At 40.3% G+C, this 26,374-nt stretch carries 26 protein-coding genes and 1 pseudogene; 20 read left to right on the top strand and 7 right to left on the bottom strand.

Annotated features, from left to right (window positions below; translation table 11 throughout):
* Positions 1–38: 38 nt before the first annotated feature.
* The 10 genes from rpsM to IPH70_03440 all read left to right on the top strand — a co-directional run bounded on the left by rpsM (position 39) and on the right by IPH70_03440 (position 6,651).
* Positions 39–461, top strand: a complete 423-nt coding sequence (gene rpsM / locus IPH70_03485; protein QQR63545.1) for a 30S ribosomal protein S13 — start codon at positions 39–41, stop codon at positions 459–461.
* Between the two features lie 79 nt (positions 462–540).
* Entirely contained in the window at positions 541–915 is a 375-nt protein-coding gene (gene rpsK / locus IPH70_03480; GenBank protein ID QQR63544.1) for a 30S ribosomal protein S11, read from the top strand.
* Between the two features lie 3 nt (positions 916–918).
* Positions 919–1,545 (top strand): 30S ribosomal protein S4, encoded by a 627-nt coding sequence (rpsD, locus tag IPH70_03475; protein ID QQR63543.1) that lies wholly within the window; start codon positions 919–921, stop codon positions 1,543–1,545.
* A gap of 75 nt (positions 1,546–1,620) precedes the next feature.
* Positions 1,621–2,556 (top strand): DNA-directed RNA polymerase subunit alpha, encoded by a 936-nt coding sequence (locus IPH70_03470; GenBank protein ID QQR63542.1) that lies wholly within the window; start codon positions 1,621–1,623, stop codon positions 2,554–2,556.
* A gap of 5 nt (positions 2,557–2,561) precedes the next feature.
* Positions 2,562–3,062 carry a L17 family ribosomal protein gene (locus IPH70_03465; GenBank protein QQR63541.1) on the top strand — a complete coding sequence of 167 codons (501 nt, stop codon included), beginning with the start codon at positions 2,562–2,564 and terminating at the stop codon, positions 3,060–3,062.
* The gene (rplM, locus tag IPH70_03460) at positions 3,059–3,487 is read left to right on the top strand and encodes a 50S ribosomal protein L13 (protein ID QQR63540.1); all 429 of its coding nucleotides are present in this window, start codon (positions 3,059–3,061) and stop codon (positions 3,485–3,487) included. Before IPH70_03465 ends, rplM begins: the two co-directional genes overlap by 4 nt.
* Positions 3,488–3,490: 3 nt before the next feature.
* Positions 3,491–3,949: a 30S ribosomal protein S9 gene (gene rpsI / locus IPH70_03455; protein ID QQR63539.1), complete on the top strand. Its 459-nt coding sequence runs from the start codon at positions 3,491–3,493 to the stop codon at positions 3,947–3,949.
* Positions 3,950–3,988: 39 nt separating this feature from the next.
* Positions 3,989–4,723: a glycosyltransferase gene (locus IPH70_03450; GenBank protein ID QQR63538.1), complete on the top strand. Its 735-nt coding sequence runs from the start codon at positions 3,989–3,991 to the stop codon at positions 4,721–4,723.
* Between the two features lie 229 nt (positions 4,724–4,952).
* Complete coding sequence (locus tag IPH70_03445; protein QQR63537.1) at positions 4,953–5,912, top strand: glycosyltransferase family 4 protein; 960 nt, start codon at positions 4,953–4,955, stop codon at positions 5,910–5,912.
* Between the two features lie 184 nt (positions 5,913–6,096).
* Positions 6,097–6,651 (top strand): acyltransferase, encoded by a 555-nt coding sequence (locus tag IPH70_03440; protein ID QQR63536.1) that lies wholly within the window; start codon positions 6,097–6,099, stop codon positions 6,649–6,651.
* Position 6,652: 1 nt separating this feature from the next.
* Here the strand turns inward: IPH70_03440 and IPH70_03435 are convergent, their stop codons facing one another.
* Positions 6,653–8,020 (bottom strand): VanW family protein, encoded by a 1,368-nt coding sequence (locus IPH70_03435; protein ID QQR63535.1) that lies wholly within the window; start codon positions 8,018–8,020, stop codon positions 6,653–6,655.
* A 55-nt stretch (positions 8,021–8,075) separates the two neighbouring features.
* Here IPH70_03435 and IPH70_03430 point away from each other — a divergent pair, with 55 nt between their 5' ends.
* The 4 genes from IPH70_03430 to IPH70_03415 all read left to right on the top strand — a co-directional run bounded on the left by IPH70_03430 (position 8,076) and on the right by IPH70_03415 (position 14,765).
* Positions 8,076–9,512, top strand: coding sequence for an extracellular solute-binding protein (locus tag IPH70_03430; protein ID QQR63534.1), 1,437 nt, complete (start codon positions 8,076–8,078; stop codon positions 9,510–9,512).
* Between the two features lie 9 nt (positions 9,513–9,521).
* Positions 9,522–11,681: a baseplate J/gp47 family protein gene (locus IPH70_03425; GenBank protein ID QQR63533.1), complete on the top strand. Its 2,160-nt coding sequence runs from the start codon at positions 9,522–9,524 to the stop codon at positions 11,679–11,681.
* Positions 11,682–11,686: 5 nt separating this feature from the next.
* Positions 11,687–12,442 carry a sortase gene (locus tag IPH70_03420; protein ID QQR63532.1) on the top strand — a complete coding sequence of 252 codons (756 nt, stop codon included), beginning with the start codon at positions 11,687–11,689 and terminating at the stop codon, positions 12,440–12,442.
* 79 nt (positions 12,443–12,521) lie between these two features.
* Positions 12,522–14,765 (top strand): PBP1A family penicillin-binding protein, encoded by a 2,244-nt coding sequence (locus IPH70_03415; protein ID QQR63531.1) that lies wholly within the window; start codon positions 12,522–12,524, stop codon positions 14,763–14,765.
* Between the two features lie 4 nt (positions 14,766–14,769).
* On the opposite strand, the gene serS is transcribed toward IPH70_03415, so the two are convergent.
* The 3 genes from serS to IPH70_03400 are packed head-to-tail and all read right to left on the bottom strand — an operon-like array spanning position 14,770 to position 17,818.
* Entirely contained in the window at positions 14,770–16,065 is a 1,296-nt protein-coding gene (gene serS, locus IPH70_03410) for a serine--tRNA ligase (GenBank protein ID QQR63530.1), read from the bottom strand.
* Positions 16,066–16,068: 3 nt separating this feature from the next.
* On the bottom strand, positions 16,069–16,680 hold the full coding sequence (locus IPH70_03405) for a hypothetical protein (protein QQR63529.1): 612 nt from the start codon (positions 16,678–16,680) through the stop codon (positions 16,069–16,071).
* Complete coding sequence (locus IPH70_03400; GenBank protein QQR63528.1) at positions 16,673–17,818, bottom strand: IMP dehydrogenase; 1,146 nt, start codon at positions 17,816–17,818, stop codon at positions 16,673–16,675. The genes IPH70_03405 and IPH70_03400 overlap by 8 nt, the downstream gene beginning before the upstream one ends.
* Before the next feature lie 89 nt (positions 17,819–17,907).
* Between IPH70_03400 and pyrB the strand changes: the two genes are divergently transcribed.
* From pyrB to IPH70_03370, 6 genes and pseudogenes are all read left to right on the top strand, one after another.
* A complete protein-coding gene (pyrB, locus tag IPH70_03395) occupies positions 17,908–18,849 on the top strand; it encodes an aspartate carbamoyltransferase (protein ID QQR63527.1) in 942 nt (313 codons plus the stop codon).
* Positions 18,846–19,889 carry a glutamine-hydrolyzing carbamoyl-phosphate synthase small subunit gene (gene carA / locus IPH70_03390; GenBank protein ID QQR63526.1) on the top strand — a complete coding sequence of 348 codons (1,044 nt, stop codon included), beginning with the start codon at positions 18,846–18,848 and terminating at the stop codon, positions 19,887–19,889. Before pyrB ends, carA begins: the two co-directional genes overlap by 4 nt.
* Positions 19,876–23,098: pseudogene (carB, locus tag IPH70_03385) on the top strand (carbamoyl-phosphate synthase (glutamine-hydrolyzing) large subunit). Before carA ends, carB begins: the two are co-directional and overlap by 14 nt.
* Positions 23,095–23,799, top strand: a complete 705-nt coding sequence (locus tag IPH70_03380; protein QQR63525.1) for a hypothetical protein — start codon at positions 23,095–23,097, stop codon at positions 23,797–23,799. Before carB ends, IPH70_03380 begins: the two are co-directional and overlap by 4 nt.
* Entirely contained in the window at positions 23,796–24,620 is an 825-nt protein-coding gene (locus IPH70_03375) for an amidohydrolase family protein (protein QQR63524.1), read from the top strand. Before IPH70_03380 ends, IPH70_03375 begins: the two co-directional genes overlap by 4 nt.
* Positions 24,604–24,864 (top strand): hypothetical protein, encoded by a 261-nt coding sequence (locus IPH70_03370; protein QQR63523.1) that lies wholly within the window; start codon positions 24,604–24,606, stop codon positions 24,862–24,864. The genes IPH70_03375 and IPH70_03370 overlap by 17 nt, the downstream gene beginning before the upstream one ends.
* A 139-nt stretch (positions 24,865–25,003) precedes the next feature.
* Here IPH70_03370 and IPH70_03365 read toward each other — a convergent pair whose 3' ends face one another.
* The 3 genes from IPH70_03365 to IPH70_03355 form a co-directional block, all read right to left on the bottom strand.
* Positions 25,004–25,351 carry a hypothetical protein gene (locus IPH70_03365; GenBank protein QQR63522.1) on the bottom strand — a complete coding sequence of 116 codons (348 nt, stop codon included), beginning with the start codon at positions 25,349–25,351 and terminating at the stop codon, positions 25,004–25,006.
* On the bottom strand, positions 25,309–25,569 hold the full coding sequence (locus IPH70_03360; protein ID QQR64422.1) for a hypothetical protein: 261 nt from the start codon (positions 25,567–25,569) through the stop codon (positions 25,309–25,311). Before IPH70_03360 ends, IPH70_03365 begins: the two co-directional genes overlap by 43 nt.
* Before the next feature lie 369 nt (positions 25,570–25,938).
* Entirely contained in the window at positions 25,939–26,373 is a 435-nt protein-coding gene (locus IPH70_03355; protein ID QQR63521.1) for an EamA family transporter, read from the bottom strand.
* Between the last annotated feature and the right edge of the window lies 1 nt (position 26,374).

Raw genomic sequence — 26,374 nt, 5'->3', positions numbered from 1 at the left:
TTAATAAAAATTACAAACTAAAAATCACGAATTAAATCATGGCACGACTTTTAGGACTCATATTACCTGACACAGCTCGAGTAGAGTATGCATTGACATTGTTTTACGGCATTGGGTGGGATGGATCAGGTAAGATTCTTAAAAATACCGGAATCGATAAGCAGAAAAGAATTAAGGAGATAACGGAAGAAGAACTCAAAAAAATAAGTGCAGAAATAGAGAAACTCTATGTTGTTGAAGGAAATTTAAGAGAAGAAGTGAACGATCATATAAAACGATTAAGAGAGATCGGCGCTTATAGAGGCATAAGACATGTCCGTGGGTTACCAATCTATGGACAAAGAACGAAATCAAACGCGAGAACTAAGCGTGGTAAGAGAAAGACAGTTGGAGCACTTAAGAAAGAAGTTTGGGCAAAGTTAGAAACAGGACAGGCAGCAGCCCCAGCAGCCAAAAAGTGATCAAGCTGAGCTTGGTCATCCTCGCGGAAGCGGGGATCCATTGATTCCCGACTAAATAGGGAATGACAAATATAATCATATGAAAAAAAAGAAAGATCAAAAAATCGTCGAAAAAGGTCGAATCTATGTGGTTGCAACCTTTAACAACACAATGGTTACAATCACTGACGAAAAAGGTTCACCAATTGTGACTGGTTCAAGTGGACGACATGGTTTTGCAGGAACAAGAAAATCGACTCCATACGCAGCTACTGTGACCACAGACGGTACAATAAAAAAAGCAACAGGCGACTTTGCTATGAGAGAGGTTGCGGTATATGTCAAAGGTATAGGCCCTGGACGTGAATCAGCTCTCAGAGTTATTAAAGGCTCAAGTTTGGAAATATCAAAAATTATAGATATTACGCCGGTGCCTCACAATGGAGTGAGACCACCAAAATTGAGAAGAGTTTAAAATATGAGATATACAGGACCTAGAAATAAAGTATCGAGACGTGAAGGTGAAGATCTTGGACTGAAGACTCCAGGAACAAAGGGTCACGCCACTCTACTGAAAAAGTTGACAATCAAGCCTGGACAACATGGTGCCGGAACCAGAAAGAGAAAGAAGCAGTCAGAGCGTGGAAAGCAGTTGAGGGAAAAGCAGAAGCTAAGATTTATGTTTGGAGTTACTGAAACTCAGTTGAAGAATTATTACAACGAGGCAGTTAATACAAAAGGAAACACCGGAGTAATACTTGGCCAACTACTTGAACAGAGATTGGATAATGTTATCTATCGACTAGGGTTTGCTCCAACTAGAGCAAGCGCCAGACAGCTAGTTAACCATGGTCATGTTGCCGTTGAGTTCAAGGTAGTATCGGTAGCATCTTACAGAGTAACAGCAGGTGAAAAGATTTCATTTAACAAAGAGAAAACAACCAAGATTCCTTATATTGAGACACAGATGGCAAACGAAACACTGATCGTTCCTGAGTGGTTAGAACGAAAGGCAACACAAGGAAAGGTTGTAAAGATGCCAGACAGCCAAAGTATTGAGAAGCAAGTAAATATGAGATCTGTTATTGAGTTCTATTCTAGATAGGTAGTTTTACAATTATTATTTGCCCGATCTAAGGGCGTCGAGTCAAACTCGACTAGTAAAACAAATTTTATATATATGGTTCAACCCAATTTTTTCACTAAAAAAGTAGAGGAAACTCCTACTTATGGTAAGTTTATTATCGAGCCTTTACCACTAAGTTTTGGTAACAGCATGGGTAATGCCCTAAGAAGAACATTATTATCGTCGCTAAAGGGATCTGCAATTACCCAAATAAGAGCGGCAAATGCTGATCACATGTTTAGCACCATTAAAGGTGTTAAAGAATCTGTTCTTGAGATTTTACTTCATCTTAAGCAGTTGAAGTTTGAGACCACTGGAGAAGGTAGTTTTATGATGCATCTTGACGTTAAAGGTGCCGGTAAAATTACAGGAAAAGATATCAGTGGTGAAGCAAAAGTGGTAAACAGTGATTTTTATATCGCAGAGATTACCGATGAAAAAGCTAAGATAGACATTGATTTCGTCGTAGAGACTGGCGTTGGTACGCTTGGTGAAGATGAAATTCAAAAAAAGGAGTCTGATTATGTCGCAGTTGAAGCATTCTTCTCACCGGTCAAGAGAGTTAACTTCAAGATTGAGGAAGCTCGAGTTGGTAGAAAGTCAAACTTTGATCGATTGGTAATGGAGGTATGGACAGACGGTACTACCAGTCCAACACAAAGCATTAAGGATGCTTCCTCTATTATTTCTGAGCACTTTAATCACCTTCTTTCAGGAAAAGATAATCCTGAATTAAAGGAAGAGCAGGCAACCGCTGCAAGCGTTACAAAAGAAGTTGATCAAAAGCTCAATGACATTATCATTGATGAGTTAAACCTTCCATCACGAGTTATAAATGCTCTGCTTCGAGAAAACATCGAAACGGTTGCTGACTTGGTAAGAGTTGGTAAGGATAAACTCATTGGAGTCAAGGGACTAGGAAAGAAGTCCTTCGTTCTCATTGAGGATGAGTTGAAGAAAATGGGTATCGATATTAAATCAGAGGAATAAATTTTATGAATCATAGAGTGTCCAAGAGAAAATTCGGTTACGGTGTCGACTCAAACTCGATGCTGTTGAGAAAGTTGGTAACGAACTTTGTCATGCAAGGCAAAATTGTAACCACTCATCAGAAAGCTCTTTATATGAGAGCGTCTGTTGATAGACTCGTGACACATGCTAAGAAGGATACAAACTCATCGATGAATATGCTTAAAAGTTTCTTTGGAGTCGACGATGTACCTGTAAACCTAAAAAAGGCAGTGAAGGGTGTTTTTGCTGATAGGACAAGTGGTTTTACTAGGATTACAAAGATTGGTCGACGTTCAAGCGATGGAGCGCTTATGGCTCAGATTTCATGGGTAAGTCCCGTCATCTATACAAAGAACGAAGCGCAAAAAACTGTGTCCGCAAAACCAGCGGCGGTCGAAAAGCCAAAGAAAAAACCAGAAGTTAAGGCAACATTAAAAGCTTCGCCCAAAGGGCGATCGACCTCAGGTCGGAAGAAAACTGTATGAAAGTAACACATTCAACGAAACCAGGTAGAACGGAGGATGTCGAAAGAAAATGGCATCTTATCGATATAAAAGGTAAAGTACTCGGAAGAGTTATCTCTGATATAACCTCGTTACTCCAAGGTAAGCAAAAGGCTGGATACTCACCAAATATCGATAGCGGAGACTGTGTTGTGGTAATTAACGCAGCTCAGTTAGTTGTTACTGGTAACAAACTTAAAAGCAAGGTGTATACTCGTTACTCTGGATATCCAGGAGGTTTAGCATCGCAGGTTCTTGGTGACAAGCTGAGATTAAGACCAACTGAGGTCGTACATCATGCTGTATCTGGAATGTTGCCGAAGAACAAACTTAGAGACGTGAGAATGGGTCGACTATTTATTTATAAAGATAACAATCATCCACATCAAGATAAGTTTAAAAACTAATATATGGCTACTAAAGTAAAGACAAAATCAAATCTATATCACGAAGCAGTTGGAAGACGAAAGTCTGCCATCTCTCGAGTTAGGCTATATGTGCCCGGTAAGGAAAAGTCGATGTTAGTAGAGGGAAACAAGGCAACTATTGGGAATATCTTTGTTAATGCGAAGCCGATCGCAACCCTTTTTTCTGCAACAAACGAAAAAATTCGATATTTAGAACCATTACTATTAACTAAGTCAGACGAACGATTTATCATCTCCGCACATATCAGAGGTGGTGGCCGATCAAGTCAGCTTGATGCTTTGATTCATTCAATAGCAAGAGCCCTAGAAAAGGTTAACGAAGAGTACCGTCCTATTCTTAAAAAAGCCGGACTTCTTACACGAGATGCACGAGTCCGAGAACGACGCAAGGTCGGTACCGGTGGAAAGGCACGAAGACAGAAACAGTCACCAAAACGATAATCCATACTGGATACTTTATACTCTATACTAAATACTAGTATGCTCGATCTCTCCATCATTATTGTTTCATACAATACAGTAGAACTTACAACACAGTGTCTAGATTCTATAGCAAGCTCATTGAGTAAATCTTCGATTGATTTGGAAGTTATCGTGGTGGACAATTCCTCAACAGACGACTCGGTTGATAGGATTAAGAAAACAAAGTTATATCCTCTTGGCTGTACAGTAATCAAGAATGATACAAATGTCGGCTTTGGAAAGGCAAATAACATAGGGCTCAAGAAGGCAAGAGGTAAGTATATCCTTTTTTTGAACTCTGATACTATGGTCCATGAGCTTAATTTAAAAGAGCTTCTTCAAATAATGGATTCAGATACCAAAATCGGTGTTTTGACAGTACGAGTTAATCTTGAAAACGGCGCACTTGATCCGGCTTCTCATAGGGGATTCCCAACACTATGGAGATCCTTTACCTACTTTTCCAAACTTGAGTTAGTGACGAAAAATGTACCATTACTAAATAGATTCTTTGGTGGGTATCATCTAATTCACTTAGATCTAAACAAGACTCATGAAATAGATTCTCCGAGTGGGGCATTTTTTCTCACAAGAAAATCGATTCTTGATGTAGTTGGTGGCTTTGATGAGGATTTTTTATGTATGGGGAGGATCTTGATCTTGCAAAAAGGATTAAGGAAGCCGGTTACAAGATTATCTTTTTCCTGGTCAATCAATCACCCATCTGAAAGGAAAAAGTGGAATGAAACATGACGACAAAAATAAGAAAAAAGCTACTTCGAATTTTTTTTATGAAGCGATGAGAATCTTTTTTGACAAGCATTATTCGACTAAATATCCTAAGTTAGTAACACGTATGGTACATGCATTAATAAATTTTCAATTTAAAATTCGAAATTCGAAGTCATGATCAAATGTTAAAAATTTCAAACTAAATATTTGAAATTGAATTCAAGATTTAAACTTCAAAATTCAAATTAATATGAGACTAGGAATTGACGCTCGACTACTTACGCAAACTGGTGTAGGTGTGTACACTTATAATCTTCTCTATCACCTGCCACAGTTTCTTCCCAAGGACTGGAAGGTGTTTGTGTTTGTGCGTTCTGAGGATATATCGCAGGTGCCTCATTCTGATCGGTATAATATCGTAAAAGCAGATTATCGATGGCATACGATCGCCGAGCAAACAGGTTTTTTGGTACAACTAATCAGCTACAAACTCGATCTTATGCACTTTACTTACTTTAGCTATCCGTTACTGTATAAAGATCCGTTCGTCTCAACGATTCATGATTTAACTCCCGTGTTGTTTAAGACAGGTAAAGCATCTACAAAGTCCGGTCTAGAGTACTATCCAAAGTACTTTGCTATGACTCGGGTAATCGAGCAGTCAATAAAAAATAGCCGAGCGATTATCACGCCAACAGAGTTTGTAAAAAGACAGGTTTTGAAACTGTACAGCGCAGCGGAAGAAAAAATATTCGTGACTCCAGAAGGACTTAATCTTAAGTTGATAACTGCAACTGAAAATAGATTGTTAGGTAAGCAATTTACAAAACCTTTCTTGTTGTACGTAGGCAACTTTTATCCCCATAAAAATGTGGATAAGTTGATCGAGGCGTACGCAAATATTAAGTCCGACTGCCAGTTGGTATTAGTTGGTCCGGAAGACCATTTTTCCGGGAAGATGCGAGACTTAATTAAGTCTTTAGATAGATGCAACAGAATTGTTATGTATCATAATGCTTCGTTGTCGGACCTTGTGTTTTTCTATAAACATGCAAATGCATTAGTTCACCCATCATTATCTGAAGGTTACGGACTAACGCCAATGGAGGCGTTGTACTTTAATACTCCTGTTATTGCCTCAAACATCGAGGTCTTTAAGGAAACCTTAGGAGACCATTTACACCGCATTCAATCCGAACTCAGTTTCTGATATCCAGGAAACAATTGAGCAAGTTCTTAGAGATACTCCAAAAGTAGACGCGTCTATATTGTTAGGCAATATGTCATTTAAAACCATGGCAAAGGAGACGGTCGCGGTATATAAGAGGGCGTTAGGAATGTAGCCTATCTGCCGGCAGGCAGCTATAGTACATTAATAATGTACAATGATATATATGCTTAATAAAATAATCAGAAGATTAACGGCAGTCATAAAAGAAACCGAAATTTTCTTGCTGCATATCACCGGAGCAATACCTTCTCACAATCTCAGAAAGACCTTTCAGCGAGCATCGGGAATAAAGATAGGAAAAGGCTCAACCATCCATATGGGAGCGGTATTCTATGATCCAAGCCATATTGCAATTGGGGAGGATACCGTCATTGGAGAGAGGGCGGTGCTTGATGGAAGAGATAAGCTATCCATAGGCAATCATGTAGCTCTCGCCTCTGAGGTGATGGTCTACAACTCTCAGCACGATATTCATGACAGTTCATTCAAGGCGATCACGAAACCGGTTGCTATAGAGGACTATGTTTTTGTTGGTCCCCGTGCCATCATATTGCCCGGTGTCACGGTAGGTAGAGGAGCAATTGTTGCTGCGGGAGCAATTGTTACAAAGGATGTTGAGCCACTCACTATTGTCGCTGGAGTTCCTGCTAAGAAGATTGGGGAACGAAAGGTCAAAGACCCTTCATACAAACTCGGTCGCCCAAGTCTCTTCAGATAAATCAACTATCTTTAGTGCCGACCATGAAGATAGCTTTCCATGGTCGATAAACTGAGTAGAATATTTCATCCTTAACCTCATTTGTTGGATAGGTAACCTTGTAGCTAAATCGTGCTTTTGCACCCCATGCACCAAAATCAATCTGCTTTGTTATTCCTCGTTGAAGCGTGGGATCATCCTCATATGAAGGTTCGGGAGGCGGAGACACATCCCATACCTCAGCCTTTGAAACCTCTACTTTCCTCCCATCCTTTTTACCATAGAGTTTGAAGTAGACAAGTCTGTTCACTTCATCCACGCTGGTCTGGATAAGAATTGCTGCTGGAGTATCGTTCTGAATCTTGAGATCTACCGATGGTGAAAAAACCGTTGCATCAAATCCAGGACCGGTATCATTTTCGTAGTAGTGAACTCGATATGCATGTGCTGTACGACTAATTATTGGTAGACCCGTATTCAAAGCGGCTCGAAAGAGAGTAGAGGAAACCTGACAGATTCCACCCCCATCTCCAAGGACCGTCTTTCCATTCTGGATGATGTATGCTGGTTGGTATCCTGTTAAAGCAGAAATATCACCAACAGTCTGATTAAAGGAAAAAGTTTCTCCTTTTGGAATTAGAACACCGTTAAACTTTGAGGTTCCAAGAACTACGTTATGTTCTCGTCCAGGAATGGAGCCATTGTAATCAGATTGACCCTCTCCTATTAGTTCCTCTATGCCAAAGTTATTCGATTGAGCGAGTGTGATTTCAGGCTTAAGAAGAGTTTCCTCAATGGACACGCTAATATTTCTTGGATTAGTCTTAATGGTCTGAATTTTTTGTCGGACATCGCTTAAAAATTTCGTTGACTCAATTTTTACTCCGTTTGCCTCAGGTTGAAACTTAAGTACGCGCCCATCCTTGAAGGTGAAGAGGGCATTTTTTGCAGGCTTGTTGTACGAATCTTCCGCGGTGGTTATAACCTCAGTAAAATGTTGTTCGTCGTATTGAAGAGATGTACTAAAGTTGTGCTTACTTAGTCCAAAAAATGAGCCAAGTTTTTGCCCGATTTTTATAGGAAACTGATCTGAGCGTCCGATCATGTACGCTTCTTCTAGAATAAAGTCTGTATCAAGCTTGAGACCAAGGATCTTGGCTGAGAGAGTAGCAACTGGATCAGACTTATAAAGTACCGTCACAGAGGTGCTAAGGTATCGAGAATCAGAGCGTGAAAGTAGTTTTTTAGCCTCTTCTTTGGTGAGATTGCCCACGTTATATGAGTTAATGTAGACGTTTGGGTAGATACGCGATCCGACTCTTTGGGTCATTAAAACAGTAAACGCAGCAATAAGTCCCATTGTTCCGACAACGACCAGTGCAAATGCCATTGCAGAATGATAATAGAGAGAGCGTTCGGCCTCTTGATTTGGTATCATAAATCGTATGGTTGATGATAAAATAAATCCACAGCCTTTGCAAGCTGAGGAGGTACCTGCCGAGCTTGTCCCACCAATTCAAAAACCGACTGCATCTCCTTTAACAGCTCCCATGCCTGAACCGCACTCTGATCATGGTATTAAATATGTAATTGTGGGAGGATCTGTTCTATTTTTTGTGGTCATTTTTGGACTGCTTCTTAGCTTCTTTCTGAAAGGGTCTGGATCAGAAAAGGCTATTGCACTGAGTTACTGGGGACTGTGGGAGGATAGGAATGTTATGCAGCCTCTTATCGATGACTATAAGAAAAAAAACCCAAACGTAACCATTACATATACGAAAATGGTTCCGACAGACTATCGAGAAAAGGTTGTAGCAAGAAGTAAAAATGGGAGTGGTCCAGACATATTTCGTTTTCACAACACTTGGGTGCCAGAGATGCGTGACATTCTCAGTCCATTGCCAAATACCATCATGTCTGTAAGTGAGTTTAAGAAGTTGTTTTATCCCATACATAGTAGCGATCTTATAATAAGTGACAGTGCATATGGAATGCCATTAAGCGTAGATGGACTTGTCTTAATGTACAACCAGGAGTTGTTCAGAAAAGCAGGCATTGCTTCCGGACCAGTAAGTTGGGAAGATATTTTAGATGACGTCTCTAAGCTAACCGTTAAGAATCAAACAGGAAGAATTGTAACCTCAGGTATTGCATTAGGAACTGCATCGAATGTAGAACACTACTCAGACATCTTTGGACTTTTTCTTGCTCAAAACGGCGGAGATGTAGCTCAGTTGAGCAGGCCAGAGGCTGCGGGAGCACTGGAAAGCTATAGACGATTTGCAGAGTCAGATACTGCAACGTGGGATGAGCAGATGCCAAACTCAGTTCAGGCATTCTCTCAGGAGAAAGTAGCCATGATTATAGCCCCGTCTTGGGAAGCCCTAACGATTAAATCAATGAATCCCGATCTTTCTATGAAGGTAGTTCCTGTACCGGTAATACCAGGAAGTAAGCCACTTTCGATAGCTTCTTACTGGGTTGAGGGAGTATCGAGGTATAGTAAAAACCAAATTGAAGCTTGGAAGTTTTTAAAGTATCTATCTGAAAAGGAATCGGAAACGAAGATATTTGAGCTCCAGTCTAAGGTGCGATTTTTCGGAACAGCATACTCTCGACAGGATCTTGGTGATCTTCTTGTAAAACATGAATATTTAGGTGCTGTAATTAAACAAGCGCAGGGGGAAGGGGTGTTCCGTTCAGTTCCAATGATTACTCGGACCTACGATTCAGGGTTAAACGACTCGATATCTGGATATGTGCAGAATGCAATTAATGAAACAATTAAAGGAGTCTCATACGAGCAGGCGCTAAATACTGCTGAGACTGGGGTAAATCAGGTGTTAACGAATTTTAAGATTTTACCTTCCTCAGCAAAGTAGACTATACCTATGAACCTTAATCCGTTTTCGTTTTTAAAAAAAACTAGTAAAGGATTTATAGGTCTTCTCCTTCGTGAAAACGATGGCGTAATTATGTACCTAGAGTCAGACTCGGATTCTTCAAATCTAGTGAAGATTGACAGCGAAAAGTTTACGCTAACAAATAGATGGGATCATCTTGCAGATGATGTTGACGATGCTTTGTATAAACTTGAGGTAAGAACTAAAAAAACCTTTGATGATATCATCTTCTTTGTTTACTCGCATCTGGTAGAACCAGAAACTCATGAGTTGAAGAAGCAACATTTATCTAGCATTAAAAATCTTGTAAAAAGTATGGAGCTCAAACCTATGGGATTCATAGAGGTACATGAAGCATATTTAAAGTATCTATTTGATAAAGATCATCAAGGGTTAACAGCACTCCTAATAGAATCAGATCGGACTAACCTTACTGTTTTTATATATCAATCAGGAAAACTCATAGCTCAGGTTTCTACAATGAGAAAGAAAAGCTTTCTCCACGACCTTAACGAGACCTTAGCATCGATTAAGGAAAGTCACGTACTTCCATCGCGAATAGTTATGCTTCCATCAACAGATCATCAGGAGGGAGCAGATCTTGTCGAGCATACCTGGGACGACAGGCTCTTCAATCATCAACCTTCCATTACACTCGCCACTGAGGACAATATGATAAAGGGTCTTGTTTATGCCTTCGCTACACAGATGCAAACTGTCCCAATGGATCGCCCTACACAGAGACAGGAAAATAAGAGTGAGCTTGAAGGATCTGAAGATGGAGATTTAGACGAAGAACTTGCGCTCGACCAGTCTACAAATATACCTGAAGCGAGAAGCGCTCCAACCTCGACCATTTCTGAACGTATGGGATTTGAGATAGGTGGAGTAGATCGAGAAGACTCAGAAGAAGTAAGCCGATCAGAGTTACTAAAATCGGCATTCAGAAACCCAGTAGAGAGTTTAGTACGATCTGCTCTTCTGAAGTTTTCTGAGATTTCTACCCACTTAAGTAAGCTGAAGGTTTTCCGGTCCAGAAGACTTTTTATACATTCTTCAATAATTATCGGTATATTACTTATTCTAATAGGCGCATTTTTAATGGAATTAAATCTGCATACTGCCGTTATCACGATGACTTTGCCGTCCCAAAAACTTGAGATTTCAAAATCGTTTGATGCGACCGCAGTAGGCATTTTGGTAGCGACAGAAACGGCTAAATTTGACACTCGGGTAGCAGCCACAGGAATAAAGAATATAGGGCAACCTGCAAAAGGTACCGTAACTATCTACAACAGTAGTCTAAGTCAGGGTAAAAACTTTTCCAAGGGCACCGTAATTAATGGACCAGGAAACCTTTCTTTTACACTTGATGCCGATGTCAAAATAGCCTCTGCATCAGGAGATGCGGCAGATATTGTGTCTAGTACCGTTAAGTCTGCAGTGACAGCATCTGTAATTGGACCAGAATCAAACCTTGCTTCAGGTACTAAATTTTCGGTTGCCGATGAATCCGGTTCATCTGTAATAGCAAAGAATGATGGCAGTTTTACTGGAGGTACCAAAACTCAGATCCAGGTAGTTTCGGACAAAGATATAGCTAAATCTGAGGAGCAGATTAAAGAGAAAGCACGTCAGTTTGCAAAAGATAAGGTGGCAAAGTCTCTCACTTCAGACGCATTACTTCTCAGTTCCTTAACTGGTATTGATATTCAGTCCAAAAATGCTGACAAGGCGGTTGGGACGGAGGCGGAGTCGGTAACCGTGAAGGCAGAAGTTGTAGTTACTTATTCATATGTAAGCAAAGAAAAACTGAAGCTCTCCTTAATCAAGGTACTACTGCCAAAGGTTCAAAAAGGATTGGTAGTTGAGTCTAAAAATTTGAGTTACAAGATACTCAGTGTTACTAATAAAAATGGAGTCACTCAGCTTTTAATCAAAGCGACAGTGCGCGCAGTGCCACCCGATGGTGAAAAGGAAATGATAAGCTCGATGGTAGGGAAGACTACTAGCGCTTTACAGGAGCTTGCAAAAGATAGGTATCATGCCCAAAGTGTGGAGTTTGTGGTTGAACATCCAATTGCTTTATTTAAGAATATTCTACCTCCGTTCTCGAACAACATTAAGTTAAGACTGCTTTATCCATAACTTACATGGCTCTATATAAATATGTAAAAGAAAAGAAAACGAAAACCCGTCGTGCTATGCAGATGATTTCTTATATCACCCTTACTACTGGAACGCTCATTCTTTTCTGGGCTTTTTATCCAGTTATCTCTTTTGAGATTTATTCTAGATTTTTTCTTCCCAACATTTCAGCTTCGCCAGTTCCGTTATCGATGGGAATAACAGCACAAGGATTTGATAATGAGGTTCTCGGGAGTTCCACGAAGTATTCCAATAATCTTAGAGACTTCACACAAGCCAGTCTTTGGTTTCCTTCAGTAGCAAAGGTTGTAAGTTCTGCAACGACTCCTTCAAAAGCTTACAGTATTTCAATACCTAAAATAAATATTTACGATGCGAAGGTGAGTGTAGGGGGAGAGGATCTTTCAAAGAGCCTAGTTCATTACCAACCAGTTTCGATGCCTGGTTCTGTGGGGAATACCGTCATCTTCGGTCACTCGAGTCTCCCGCAATTATTTAATGTTAACAACTACAAAACAATCTTCACCTTCCTGCCATCTCTTAATGAGGGAGATGTAATTAAGGTAAATCTTCAAAACACAACCTACGACTATGTGGTAAGCGAGATGTTTGTGGTGAAGCCAGATCAGGTCTCGGTTCTCAATCAGACTACTGATTCGTCTATTTTGACCCTCGTTACCTGCGTTCCACCAGGCACATGGTGGAATCGTCTAGTGGTGAGGGCGAAGCTAAAATCGACGCCTGATCAGCTTCGAGATTAATTACTACATACTCAATACTATATACTCTTTATTAAGCTTGATAATTGAATTTCGAGGCTAATTATGTTATAATCTGCGGATGAAGCTAACTTACTATATACTATTCGGCCTGATCAATTTCTTCATCTTAATCGGCGATGTAACGCGATATATTTTAGTTGCGCCCTTCAAGTTTCTAAACTTTCTTGGTCGATACTGTGTGAGAGCTTGGCAAGCTATCCTACGAACCATTCACAGCCCCAAACTTCCAAACTTTAGCATAAAGGTGCCTCACTTTAGATTTGCCAGCTTTCTAATATTCACTAAAAAGAAAAAAACCTTTACCAAGCTAAAAAAAAAGATTGTGAGACGGTCTATTGCTGGGGAGCAGATTCCGTTTCTCAAACTACGATTCTTCTTGATTGGTTTTTTAACCGCTGGAATTCTTACCATGTTCTATCAGTCGTATCTACTGGTAAAATCCCTCCCATCACCGAGAAGTATTGGTAAGGTAAACTACCCACTATCAACACATATCTACGATCGAAACGGAAAGATTTTATATGAATTTTATAGAGATCAAAACAGAACGCCCGTGAAGCTTAAAGAACTTAAACCGTACGTATATCAAGCATCAATTGCCATTGAGGATAAAGACTTCTTTACTCATAATGGCGTGTCTCCAATTGGAGGAATTGCTCGTGCCTTTAAAGAGTTTGTCCTCACTAAGCAGGTGCAAGGTGGATCAACCATAACTCAGCAACTCGTAAAAACGGCACTGCTCAGCCCGGACCGCACAATAGAACGAAAGATCAAGGAAATGATATTGGCGCTATGGACCGAGAGGTTGTACGGGAAAGATAAAATTCTAGAGATGTATCTAAATCAAGTTGCGTATGGCGGATCAGCCTACGGAATAGAGGAGGCTTCAAAAGCATATTTTGGTAAGTCTGCAAAGGATCTTAAATTAAGTGAAGCTGCGCTTTTAGCTGGATTACCACAAGCTCCTTCTATATACTCACCTTTTTCAAACCCGAAGTTTGCTTTTGAGAGAAGGAATGAGGTGCTCAAAAAGATGCTTGAGCAGTCTTATATTACCAAAGAGCAGTATAACGCAGCCGAACAAGAATCGCTGCCTAATTTTTCTTCCACCACATCTATACATGCCCCCCATTTCGTATTTTACGTAAAGGGAGAACTTGAAAAGAAATTTGGAATTAGAACAGTAGAGGAAGGAGGTCTGAGGGTCAACACATCTCTAGATCTGTCTATTCAGGATGAGGTACAGAATATTTTGCAAGAGGAAATTGCTAAGGTTGCGGGACTGAATGTTACGAATGGAGCTGTAATTGTCACGAGACCTTCAACTGGCGAGATCATAGCGATGGTAGGCTCGATCGACTATTTCAATTCTCCAAACGGTGCCTTTAATGTCACCACAGCACTAAGACAGCCGGGTAGTTCGATTAAGCCGTTAATGTACTCCCTAGCACTTGAAAAAGGCATGACGGCCGCAACTACCATAGATGATTCACCTGTAGTTTTTAGAATCTCTGATACGGAATCATACAGTCCGGTAAACTATGACGGCAGATTTCACGGTAGAGTGACTCTGAGATCGGCGCTTGCAAATTCTTATAATATTCCAGCTGTTAAAACCTTAAATCAGTTAGGAGTAAATTCCTTTATAGAACATGCGAGACAACTGGGAATTTCCACATGGATTGATTCGTCGCAGTACGGTCTGTCCTTAACTCTTGGTGGTGGTGAGGTTACTATGTTGGATATGGCTAGATCGTATGGAACCTTTGCAAACCTTGGCTATCGTGTTGATCTAGACCCGATTAACTCCGTATTAAGTTTAGATAGTGACAAACTTTACGAACATGAACCAAAAAAAAGACCTGTACTTAGTTCAGCATCCGCATATGTGATTACCGATATACTTTCTGATAATGTAGCACGACAGTCAGCATTCGGTCCAAATTCTCAACTTGAGATACCCGGATACAAAGTGGCAGTTAAGACTGGAACAACAGATAGTAAAAAAGACAACTGGACGATAGGATACACTCCTGAATTCCTGGTTTCGGTATGGGTAGGAAACAACAATAATTCGCCAATGAATCCTGCATTAGCGTCCGGAGTTACAGGAGCAGCGCCTATCTGGAACCGAGTTATGTCTATGCTTCTTAAGAACTACAGTACTCAAAATACTTGGTTTAATAAGCCAGAATCTGTAGTTAGTAAGCCTTGTATTGGCGGTAAGGTAGAATACTTTATGGCCGGAACAGAAAACTCTGTAAACTGTAGAATACCAGCATCCCCAACTCCAACACCATAAGTTCTTAGTTTCCCGATATACGATCGGGATCCGCGATTCTGAAGAATCGGGACTTATTTCTTATTTCTTTAAAACCTGCAAAGGGCTGGAGAGCTTTTGGAATCTTGACTGATCCATCTTCCTGTTGATGATTTTCGAGAAGAGCTATGAGTATGCGTGGGGAAGCTATGCAGGTATTGTTTAGTGTGTAACAGTATTGCGTTTTACCATCCTTGGTTCGATACTTTAGGTTGAGACGACGTGCTTGGAAATCGCCCATGAGTGAGTTTGACATAGTCTCCGAGTATGCGTTTCGAGATGGCATCCAGGTATTAATATCGTGTTTATACTGTTGAGGTTCGCCCATATCTCCGGTACACATCAACATTACTTCGTAAGGCAGCTCCAAACCTTGAAGAATTTCCTCAGCATTTTTCATAAGTTCCTCATGAATAGCGAGTCCTTCAGCGGGATCATTTTTGGCTAAAACTACCTGTTCTATTTTCCAAAATTCGTGAACACGATACAGGCCCTTTGTATCTTTACCATAAGAGCCAGCTTCTTTTCTAAAACATGGGGAAAGCGCAACATACTTTTTTGGCAGATCTGACTCCGCAAGAATATCGCCTGAGTGAAGTGCTGTAACCGGAACCTCAGCGGTACCAGAAAGATATGTATCGGTGTCATTTGTCTCATAGACCTCTTCCTTACCCCATGGAAACTGACCCGTTCCTTCGAGAGCAAAAGCCTTTACTAATGATGGAGCAATTAGAGGAGTAAAACCATTTTTTATCAATGTTTGGTAGGCAAACATAAGGACTCCGATATGAAGTTGGGCAAGCTCGTTTTTAAGGAAGTATCCTCTATATCCCGAAACTTTAGATCCTCTGACAAAATCAACCAAATCAAGGTCCTCTGCGAGCTCGATATGAGATTTCGACTTGAAAGAAAACTCTGGTACCTTTCCCCAAAGTCGTTCACGAACATTATCCTTCTCATCCTTTCCAACCGGAACTCGGTCCAATGGAACATTTGGTATCTGAAGTAGAAGTGCTTGAAGTTTGGTATCTATCTCAAGTAACCGAGATTCTAATGTCTTCAGCTCTTCCTTAATTTTTTTTCCTTGTGCGATGACCGAATCATCGGGTTTAGCTTCTGACTGAGTATTTCGCTGTTCACGAAGTTTCTGTATCTTGTGAATGAGTTGCTTACGTTCTTCATCATATGACAAAATTGTATCTAGCTCTACGACGCGGTTTTTATGTTTCGCCGCATCTGCAACTTTTTGTTTGTTCTCCCGAATGAAGTCTATAGATAACATACCCTAATTGTACCAAGTCTTTAGCTTCTGAGCTATTTGATTCAGTGCTTTGAGTCGATGGTTGATTTTTTCATGTTCTTCTTCAGAAAGATCGGTATAAAACTTATTAAATCCATCGACTATAAATACCGATCTGTAAGGGTATCCGAGAACAAAATTCTTTGTAGAACGTTCTGAGATAATACCTTCAACAGCACCTGAAGCGAAAGTACTACGTTTATTTAAATGATCATAGAAATAAAGACAGGTCTCGAACCGTGCAGTTCGATTTTGCTTTTCTATTTTCTTCATTCTGTCCATGCAATAAGTAATTAGTTCCTTGTCAGATCCTCGATGGCCTGGCCATCTGTTTGATTTCACACCAGGTTCCCCGCCAAGAGAATCTATGACCAGACCTCCATCGTCAGCTAGTGTTGGTAGGAGAGAGATCTTACCATAGTATTCTGCCTTGATTTTTGCGTTATCAAAAAAAGTTTTCCCAGTTTCGTCTGGTTCATAAGTTATGTTGAGATCTGATAATGAAATTATCTGCGCTTGTGGTAGAAGCAAGCCAAGAAAGTGTTTGATTTCTTCAAACTTCGCTTTATTATGTGTTGCGATGAGAAGTTTAGACATAATTTTCTCCCGGATTTGTTACGAGAATATTATGCGGATGACTTTCAGTAAGGGATGCGTGTGTGATCTGTATAAAAGAAGATTTTTTCTGTAGCTCTAAAATTGACCTAACTCCTACATAATACATACCGGATGTTATTCCTCCGATTGCCTGATCGATCACTTGCTTTACCGAGCCCTTTACCGGAACTAAACCTTCTACGCCTTCTGCAACGAGAACGCGGTCACTATAATTTTTTCCATGGTACTCGTCCTCCGATTTAATTTTTTCACCTTTTTTCATTGCTCCAACAGAACCCATTCCTCGGTATGATTTGAATAAATATGTGGCCTTGGGATTTTTTCCGATAATGCTTTTAAAGCGTGCAGGAATCTGTGCAGGGGAGAGTCTGTAAGTTTGGCCTGGCGCCTCTTCGCAGGACGCAAAAAAACTCCCCATCATACATGCACTCGCTCCAGCTGCTAGTGCCTTTGTAATGTCACCGGAAAACTTAATACCACCATCTGCGATTACAGGAACTCCAGATTTGGCGGCGGCACGTGATGTTTCCAGGATAGCGGTAATCTGGGGAATTCCCATACCTGAAACAATTCGAGTTGTACAGATTGCACCTGGTCCCATTCCAACACGCAAACTATCAGCTCCCGCAAGAATTAGAGCACGCGCACCATCAGATGTAGCGATGTTTCCAGCCATTACATCAACTTTAGGATACTGTTTTTTGATAAATTTAAGTGCCTTAATGAGAGATGAAGTAAATCCATGCGCACTATCTAAGGCAATGAGATCTGCTCCAGCATTTATTAATGCTTTAACCCTATCTTCAAATCCTTTGCTCGTTCCAATGGCAGCTCCAACCTTGAGTTTCAATTTTTTAACTTTTTCAACTTCCTTCGCTTGGTTTTCTACAGAAAGATTTCTATGAATAATTCCTAAACCACCAACTGAACCAAGCGCTATTGATAGTGTGCTTTCGGTGACCGTGTCCATGGGAGCTGAGGTGAATGGAATATCAATAGAAATTCTTTTTGAGATCCTTGTTTTCAACGAAATATCGGCTCTACTAAAGTCGCTATAACCGGGAACAAGAAGAACGTCGTCGAAGGTAATGCCAGTAGATTTTATTTTGTCTACCATGATCTATTATACGTAACAAAATAAAGTTTTCAAGTTCGCGTTTTTTGCATTGCATTTTAAAGTTACTCTGCTAGACTGTTAGGCATAATATGAGTAAGGGTCTATACGCGGGTAAAGATATACTTTCACTTGCACAATTTGATAGAAAGTCGATTGATAAAATTCTCCACTCAACTAAGAAAATAATAGCTCTTAGTAATAAAAATAAGTGCAGTAATCTACTTAAGGGGAGCATAATTGCTCTCCTTTTTTTTGAACCATCGACGAGAACATATAACTCATTTTCAAGTGCTGCACAGAGACTCGGCGCAGGAGTAATTGGACTACGCGATATCTCTGTAACTTCAATGGTAAAGGGAGAGACTTTCGAGGACACGATCAGAATTTATAATGGATACTCAGACTTGATTGTAATTCGGCATCCTGAATCGGGATCTGCAGCAAGAGCTGCAGTGGTTGCGAATGTTCCGGTTCTGAATGCGGGTGATGGAGGTAACGAGCATCCAACTCAAACTTTGTTGGACTTATATACTATTAAATCTAAATTTGGAAGATTGTCCAACCTTAAAGTAGTTATCGGAGGAGATCCTTTGCACAGTAGAGCAATGCGTTCATTAGCATTAGGTTTATCTCTATATTCAAACAATACCGTATACTTTCTTTCACCAAAAAAATTAAGTTTGTCTCGAGATTTGTTTGCTCAACTTAAAAAAAAGGGATTAAAGGTAGAGGAAATATTTAATGAAAAGGATATGCCGTTGGATGCCCACATTTGGTATTGGAATAGGATACAGAAGGAACGGTTTGTATCTCGCAAAGAAGCGAAAAAAATTAAAGAGTCTTTTGTCGTAACTCCATCTTTTCTTAAGAAATACGGCAATAAAAAACTGATAATTATGAATCCTCTTCCGCGAATTGATGAGATATCAATAGAGGTTGATTCTGATCCTCGATCAGTTTATTTTGAGCAGGCAAAAAACGGTATGTATGTACGCATGGCACTTCTCGCATTAGTGTTGAAAAAAATATGAATACCAAGTTAGTGCTTGAGGATGGAACCTCGTTTGAAGGAAATTCTTTTGGGCATCGCTCATCTATTTCTGGCGAGGTTGTGTTTGCCACCGGAATGACCGGATACCCCGAAGCCTTTACCGACCCTTCATTTGCAGGACAGATACTGGTTATGACCTATCCGATAGTTGGAAGCTATGGAGTACCTGACAAAAAATATTGGGAGTCAAATAAAATTCAGATCTCAGGTCTTATCGTCTCTACATACAACAGCACTCCTTCACATTATCAATCCAGAATGACTCTTCAAGAGTGGTTGATAAAAGAAAGGATTCCAGCTCTTGAGGTGAGAGATACTAGACTACTGACAAAAAAAATACGAATGCATGGAGCGCTTCTTGGTAAAATCATAGTTGGCGAGAATATATCCTTCTCAGATCCGAACAAAGAAAACCTTGTTTCTAAAGTCTCTCAAAGAAATGTAACGTATGAAGGAACGGGAAAGAGAACAATTGTGCAGATAGACTGTGGCACAAAAAGAAATATTTCTAACTGTCTAACTAAAAGAAATGTACGGGTAATAACTGTGCCATGGGATATGAACCCGCTACATCTAAAGGAAAAATTCGATGCGGTGCTTGTCTCAAATGGACCGGGAGACCCAACTATGGTCCCACAGACAATAAAAAATGTTCAGGAGCTAATGAACAAGAAGGTTCCTATGTTGGGTATATGTTTAGGAAACCAAATAATTGCTCTAGCGGCGGGTGGCAAAACTAAGAAGCTCAAGTTCGGGCATAGAGGACAGAATCAACCTTGTATATTAGTTGGAACTAAACGATGTTTCTTGACAACTCAGAACCATGGGTTCGTAGTTTCAAATGTTCCCAATGGGTTTAATCAGTGGTTTATAAATGCAAACGATCGGACAAATGAAGGTCTAATTCACAAAAACCTACCAATAATGTCTGTCCAGTTTCATCCTGAAGCAAATCCAGGGCCGATCGATACTGAGTGGATATTTGATTATTTTTTGAAAAAAATAAATGAAAAAAAATAGAAAAATTTTACTTTTAGGGTCAGGCGCATTGAAAATTGGACAGGCAGGCGAGTTTGATTACTCAGGTTCACAGGCAATTAAGGCCTTTAAGGAAGAGGGACACAAAGTAGTACTGATAAATCCTAACATTGCAACTTACCAAACGTCTGAAGGACTGGCAGATAAGGTCTACTACCTCCCAATTAACGATCACTTTGTCGAAGAGATAATAAAAAAAGAAAAAGTTGACTCTATAGCTCTATCGTTTGGAGGACAGACTGCCTTAAACTGCGCAATGAATCTTGGCAAGAAAGGAGTATTTGAAAAGTATAACGTAGAGGTGCTGGGCACTTCTGTCCCATCAATAAGTATCTCAGAAGACAGAAAGCTTTTTTCTAAACACCTGCATGGAATGAATGTTCCTACTCCAAACAGTATTGCCGTTTCGTCAATCGATTCTGCTAGAACAGCACTTAAGCAAATAGGATTTCCGATTATGATACGAGCTGGATTTGCCCTTGGCGGACAGAAGTCGGGAGTAGCCCATGACAAGACGCAGTTTGAAAAAATGATTAAGGAAGTCTTTGCATTCTCACCCCAGGTTTTAATCGAGAAGTATCTTCATCATTTTAAGGAGATTGAGTACGAGATTGTGAGGGATAGTTATGACAACTGTGTGGCTGTTTGTAATATGGAGAATATGGATCCATTGGGAATTCATACAGGCGACTCAATTGTTGTTGCTCCTAGTCAGACTCTCACAAACTTTGAGTATCATCATCTTCGTGCAGTAGCTATACAAATTGTTCGTAGTCTCAACATTGTCGGAGAGTGTAATGTGCAGTTTGCGCTATCGCCCAAAGGGCGATCGACCTCTGGTCGAAATCCACAGCAAGAACTTGAATACTACGTAATCGAACTTAATCCACGTCTGTCCAGATCTTCAGCCTTAGCATCAAAGGCAACCGGATACCCTCTCGCATATATTGCAGCCAAACTCATTTTAGGAAAATCACTAATAGAGATTGATAATAAAGTGACTCAGGTAACAAAAGCGTTCTTCGAGCCAGCACTGGACTATCTCGTAGTTAAACTTCCTCGTTGGGATCTCGAAAAGTTTAGAGGTGTGGAAAACAAGCTTGGATCAAGTATGAAGTCGGTAGGAGAGGTGATGGCAATTGGAAGAAAGTTTGAAGAGGCTATACAAAAAGCAGTTCGAATGCTCGATCTTGGTCGTGATGGAATCACAGACTACCGCACACCAGAAACGGGGAAGGAATTAATACATCATCTTACAACGCCAACAACAAGAAGATTATTTGCTCTTGTTGAAGCGTTCAAGAAAAATTTTACCGTTGGGAAAGTACATAAGCTAACTGGTATCGATCCTTGGTTTCTCTACAGAATTGAGAACATAGTTCTTACTGAGAAGAAGCTGAGAGCGCAGGCAAGAAAGATAAATAAAAAGAAGACGATGCTCAATCTCAAAGAGCTTGGCTTTTCTGATAGACGTATTGGAAAAGTGGTAAAAAAAACAGAAAGCAATATAAGATCGTTGAGAAAGAAGTTGGGTATACGTCCATCTGTGTTTCGTGTAGATACATTGGCAGGAGAGGTTCCGGCAAAAACAAATTATCTTTATCTCACATATAACGGTGCGCATCATGATGTTGATCCGTTAGGAAAACAAGGAGTGATGGTGTTGGGGTCAGGTCCGTACAGAATTGGCTCGTCTGTAGAATTTGACTGGACTTGTGTAAATACAGCATTGGCTTTAAAGAAATATCATAAAAAATCAATCATCATCAACTGTAATCCAGAGACTGTATCTACCGACTACGACATGTCAGACCGACTTTATTTTGAAGAACTAACATTCGAAAGCGTGACCGATATTTACGAATTTGAGAAATCTCAAGGAGTAATCGCATCAGTGGGAGGTCAGGCGCCACATAATATTTTGCAAAAGCTCGCAGGAGAAGGTGTTCATATTCTTGGAACTCAACCAAAACAAATCGATATGGTCGAGGATAGAACGAAGTTTTCCGCACTATGCGATGATCTTGGAATTCAGCAGCCATCATGGCGAAAGGTGAACTCTATGAAAGATGCAGTGGTGTTTGCTACAAAAGTTAAGTTTCCGGTATTGATACGACCTTCATACGTTCTCTCAGGAGCCGCAATGAGCGTATGTAACACTGCGGAAGAACTTGAAACATATATTACAAAAGCAACAATTCTTGGGAAAGAACATCCAATCGCAATTTCTAAGTTCTTCATGTATGCAAAAGAGATTGAGCTAGATGGAGTAGCTCAAAATGGTGAGATTTTGGTAAGCGCACTCAGCGAACATGTAGAGGATGCAGGTGTACATTCTGGAGACGCCTCTATTATTTATCCCGCTCAGCGGGTCTATCTCCTTACAGAAAAACGAATTATGACAAATGCTGAGAAACTCGTTAAAAAGCTTAACATAACTGGACCATTTAATATGCAGTTTTTAGGACTTAGCAGCGACGTGTTTATCATCGAGATGAATGCGAGAGCATCCCGCACTTTCCCCTTTATATCAAGAGGAACCTCTCATAACTTCGCAAGAACAATAGTTGATGCCTATTATAATAACGGTAAAAAGTTCAGATTTTACCGCCAGAGCATGTTCTTGTGAAAGCTGCGCAATTCTCATTTGCCAAGCTTAATGGCGCAGATCCGGTTCTTCACGTAGAGATGTCCTCAACCGGTGAGGCCGCTGCATTTGGGGACGATGTATATGAAGCATTTTATAAAGCTATATTAAGTGTTGGAGAGCGAGCCCCTCGCATAGGTGTATTTTTAACTGTAAATGGTATGGAAAATAAAATGTCAATATTTACAACAGCATTCCGTCTGAAGCAAATGGGAATTCCGATATTTGCGACAGCCAATACTCACAAATTTTTAAAAAGTAGTGGTGTCCACACACGAGTTATTCATAAAATACAGGAAAACAAAACGCCAAACATCCTAACCCTATTTGAACAGAAAAAGTAGATCTTGTAATTAGTATTACGGATATCAACATAAAAAAAGATCTTGATGATCATACGATAATGAGAAGAGCTGCTGTTGATTTCAATGTTCATATAATGACGAATTTAAGAAAAGCACAGTTATTCATTAAGTCGGTACATTCAAAGACCATAGAGGATCTTAAGGTAAAATCATCCGACGAGTACTTCAAAAAACAATGAGTCAACTAAAAGAATTTAGCCCAAAAACTCATGATGAAGGTCATTTAAGAGTCGGGGTACCGGTTGAGGCTGCTAGATTTTTTGAAGACGCTAAGATAAGTCTTGAAAAATTGGTTCGCCCCGTGATGAACGAAATAATTCCAAGTTTGGATAGATTAAGTGGAAAATGGCATCCACTTGGGTTTATGGTCTATCATCTTGGTGTCGATAAGCATGGTCAATCTTTAAGGTTGCACATCTGGCCGGAGGGAGGACGTCCAACGAGTGAGCGAGGACCCCATATACACAACCATGCGTGGGATCTTGCCTCTTTTGTTTTGGCGGGTACTTATTCTGATAGCATACAGAGAGTTGCTAATAGTAACTTCACTGAAGATGACGGGTCTGAGGTCTTAAGGCCATTCAAGTTGCGATATAAAACCGATGGTCTAGATACCTTTGATACAGATGGTACGCTGTGTACTGTTGAGAGAGTTGAAGAAAGAATAAGGGTAGAGGGTGAGACTCATGAAATACCACATGGTGTTTTCCATATCCCAACCATTCCAACCGACCAACTTACCGCCACCTTAGTCTTGGACTCTTTGTCATACGGGTACGATACAACGGTCATGATCGTAGGGGAAAAGAGGCCATTTCAGGTCCAAAGAAGACCCATTACTCCCGAGGAGGCAAGAAGAGCAACCGAGCAACTTTTATGAAAAGCAGTCAACTGAGATTACCAGGATTGATAGACGTGCATGTTCACTTTCGCGATCCAGGACAGACTCATAAGGAAGACTTCTTTACAGGTACTGCTGCCTCGCTTGCTGGAGGTTACACGATGGTTCTCGATATGCCGAACAATGCCGATCCGATCGTATCGCGTCGAGCATTAAAGTCGAAAATCAAAAGTGCAAAGTCTAAAGCTGTTTGTGATATAGGATTCCATTTAGGCTCTTTGGGCAATGATTTTGATGAATTAGGCAAGATATACAAAAAGGTCGTTGGGCTTAAGCTGTATCTCAATCAAACAACGGGTGGTTTTATTATCGATGTTGCCGCTATGAAAAAGATCTATAAAGCATGGCATAGACTAACAAAAACTAAACCAATACTTCTACACGCTGAGGAGGATGTTATGGGAGATGTCACGAAGGTCTTAAAAGAGATCAAACACCCCACTCATATCTGCCATATCTCATCTCAAGCTGAATTGGAACCGATCATCAAGGCAAAGAATAAAGGATTGCCAATCACCTGTGGAGTATGTCCGCATCATTTATTTCTCTCCACATCGGATGTGAAGAGGTTGGGTGCACTCGGGTTAATGAAGCCATCATTAAAAACAAAATCAGATCAAAAATTCCTCTGGAAAAATCTCAAATATATTGATGTCATTGAATCAGACCACGCACCTCATACGCTAAAGGAAAAGCGCTCGGTTACCCCTCCATTTGGGGTTCCTGGTGTAGAGACAACGCTCCCATTACTACTTACGTCAATGTATAAAAAGAGAATAACCTTTGAAGCAGATTATTGAGAAGTGCCACGACAACCCTAAAAGGATATTTAATCTACCTGAACAAAAAAACACATACATCGAGATACGAGATATTGAATACGTCATACGAAATACGAATCTATTTACTAAGTGCGGTTGGTCTCCGTTCAATGGATGGAAGGCGAGAGGAAAAGTACAACGGGTTGTACTGCGAGGAAAGGAAGTATATAAAGACGGGAAGATGTTAGCAAAACGAGGTTCTGGAAAGATTATTTCTTCTTAAGTTTCGCTTTTATCTGCTGAGCAAGTAATGGATTCCACATTGCTCCGGTCGCACTCATTACGACGTCTGCTCCAGCTTTCATCTAAACTCAAAATAGTCCTTCGGAATGGTTACTCCTCCCACACCTGTAATGGAGAACTTAAAGTTTCGAGGTCTCTTTAATTTCCTTAAGATTTGAAACTGAGGTTTCGAGAGCCGCCCATTTAATTGCATGCCCACATACGCCACTCTTCAGCCTATTTGGTCCAGGAAGTGCCTGTTCACCCTTCACGTTTATTACTTCCGCAGGGATGGTATTGATTCCTGCAATATCGTCTGCATATTCATTTACGATCTCAGCCATCTTCTCAAGAACTGCGATCTCTTTATAATAGCCGACCTTCACGATGAGTGATCGATTTCCAATTTCACCTCGAATTGCTTTCAGAATTTTTGCAGTAACAGCTAGGTTATAGCATACAAGCCCCTCGTTTCTACATTCGGGCATGACAGGTTTACCTCGAGAACCTTTGCTCCTGTTTCATATGACATTCGAGCAGTATGTGCAAAGTCTGAAACAAATTCTCGCTCGGTCTGATCTTTCTTGACTGTTCCATAAAGCTCAAGACAAGAACTTGACCTTCTCCAGCATAGGAAAGTGAACGCTTTACGTCTGCTTGCCAAAAATACGGATCCTTTAGATGGAACTCCAAATGAGTTGGTAATCGAGAGAGGATTACCATATTCTTTTTGATTTTGAGTTTTCCAGAGGCTTTCTTGAGTGTGAGATCTCCATTAAGCTGGAGAGGAAGAACGTTTGGGTAGGGATGGCAAGGGTAATAGCTGCTGCGTACGGTTTTGTACCTTGACGACAATATCGAACCCTTTTCTCAAATGAGCTTTTGACGTATCTACTGTTAAGAACAGGACCAGGGGGGATTCCAAATGGAAGATAAACTTTTTTGTTTTAAAAAAACTGCTTTAGGTTTACCTTTATGCTTATAAACTTTATCGTTTGCAAAATCACCAAAGGGGCCGAGTTCATAGTTATCCTCATAAGAAATAGTGGGATCGTAAAAAGGCATTTTTAACATATTATTTTCTGAAATAGCTAATGAGAACTACACCAACGACTGATAATGCCATACCGAGTACCTGAAGAGCATTTAATTTTTCATGCCAAATTACTACTCCAGCCAGAACTCCAAGAATGATAAGGACCGGGTAAAACATTGCGGTAAAGGTAGACTGAGGTGCTCCAAGAGAATACGCTTTCACGATAAGAAAATTTCCTGAGACGATAAATAATCCGATGAGTAATGCTAGGGCTAGGCTTTTCCCTGTTAAGTTTAGAGATTTGTTGGATGAGGTTACAAGATGAATCGAAAACATAACGAGCGCTCCGATTAAAGATGCATATGCGGTAACTAGAAACACAGGTACATTTTTCGGAAGCATTTTTGAGAGTGATTGGTATACAACGAATGCGATGGGAGTTAGTACCGCAATGATTTTCCAACTTTCAAGCATG

Source organism: Candidatus Roizmanbacteria bacterium (genome assembly GCA_016699265.1).
In the GTDB taxonomy this organism is placed as follows: Bacteria; Patescibacteriota; Microgenomatia; order UBA1406; family GWC2-37-13; genus CAZLQR01.
Note: the sequence above shows the minus strand (reverse complement) of the source record. Positions and strands in the feature narration are given on the sequence as shown.